The organism is Actinosynnema sp. NPDC023658 (assembly GCF_040639995.1).
Classification (GTDB): domain Bacteria; phylum Actinomycetota; class Actinomycetes; order Mycobacteriales; family Pseudonocardiaceae; genus Actinosynnema.
On the sequence record NZ_JBFAAX010001181.1, the window covers coordinates 1 to 1,589 of the forward strand.

At 71.2% G+C, this 1,589-nt stretch carries 1 protein-coding gene and 1 pseudogene; one reads left to right on the top strand and one right to left on the bottom strand.

From position 1 onward, the window contains the following. Positions 1 to 555 (bottom strand): annotated as a pseudogene (locus tag AB0G02_RS39335) (acyltransferase domain-containing protein); the annotation flags it as partial. Positions 556 to 721: 166 nt separating this feature from the next. On the opposite strand from AB0G02_RS39335, the gene AB0G02_RS39340 reads away from it, so the two are divergent. Further along, positions 722 to 1,589: serine hydrolase domain-containing protein (locus AB0G02_RS39340; RefSeq protein ID WP_360805353.1), on the top strand; the 868-nt coding region annotated here is incomplete at its 3' end.

A 1,589-nucleotide genomic window follows, 5' to 3' on the forward strand; every position in this document is an offset into this window, starting at 1 on the left:
GACGTCGGTCGCCGCGGTCGTGGAGTCCTGCCAGTACCGCTGCCGCTGGAACGGGTAGGTGGGCAGCGGGACCGGATCGGCGGCCGGGACGAGCGCGGCCCAGTCGATCCCCAGACCGCGGACGTGGGCGTGCGCGAAGGCGGTGAGCAGGTGGTGCGGGGCACCGTGGTCGCGGCGCAGCGTGCCCAGTGCCGTGACCGCGTCACCGAGGGCGGTGGTGAGCACCGGGTGCGGGCTGACCTCGATGAACACCCGGTGGCCCGCCTCGGCCAACGCGGCGGCGGTGGGGTGGAACAGCACCGGGTTGCGCAGGTTGTCGTACCAGTACCGCGAGGTCAGGGTCGTGGTGTCGACCGGCCCGCCGGTGACGGTCGAGTGGAACGGGATCGACGCGCGACGCGGGGTGATCCCGTCGAGCAGGCGGGGGATCACCTCCTCCAACGGCGCGACGTGCGGGGTGTGGGAGGCGTAGTCCACCGGGATGAGGCGGGCGTTGTCCGTGCGGTCGCGCAGCTCCCGCAGTACCTCGGCGTCACCGGCGACGATGGTGCTGGTCGGTCCGTTGAGAGCGGGGAAGTGACGCTTCTAACATCCGGTCATGCTTCCCTCAAAATAGGGAATGCCCATTCGGTAAATGCTCCGTTCGGCGGTCGCGACGATCTCCCGGCGACCGTCAACGTTGGGCCCGCAGCCGTATTGGCTCATTCTCAGAGGATCACTCATGGACACCGACAGGATCGTTGCCCGATTAACGGCGCTCACTCGCGAGCACCTCGTTCCCGGGGCGCAGCTCGCCGTGCACCACGCCGGACGCACGTGGACGCACGAGGTGGGCCTGGCCGCCGACGCGGCCGTGCCCATCGGATCGATCACCAAGACCTTCACCGCGACCGTGGCGATGGCCCTGGTCTCCGACGGGGACCTGGAGCTCGACGCGCCGCTGTCCGACCACCTGGCCGGGGTGGCCGACGAGCTCACGCTGCGCCACCTGCTCAGCCACACCGGCGGCCTGCCGTCGGACCCGGAGGACGTCCGCACGACGTCCCTGCGCCACCACGTGCGCCAGGCGTTGCGCGAGCTGCACCCGCTGCACGAGCCCGGCGCCGGCTTCTCCTACTCCAACATCGGCTACTGCCTGATCGGCCACCTGATCGAGGTGACGACCGGCATGACCTGGGCCGAGGCCGTGGAGGCGGTGCTGCTGCGCCCCCTGGGCGTGCGCGCCAGGTTCACCACCAGCCCGGACGCCGACGTGGTCAGCGGCCACGCGGTCAACGCCACCACGGGCCGCGTGGTGCCGGTGGAGCAGTCGCTGCTGCCGGTCGACGCGCCCGCCGGGGCGCTGGCCGCCAGCGCGTCCGACCTGGTGCGGTTCGGCCGGATGCTCGGCGGCGGGGCGCCGCACCTCATCGACCCGGACGACCTCGCGACGATGCGCGAGCCGGTCGACCACGCCGAGCCGTTCGCGGACCAGTCGTGGTTCGGCGGCCTCGTGTGCGAGATGCGGGAGTCGGACACCGGCGACAACGACCACCACGAACGGAAGAGCGTCGGGTCGGGAAACATGGTGAACCACCAAGAGGAGATCA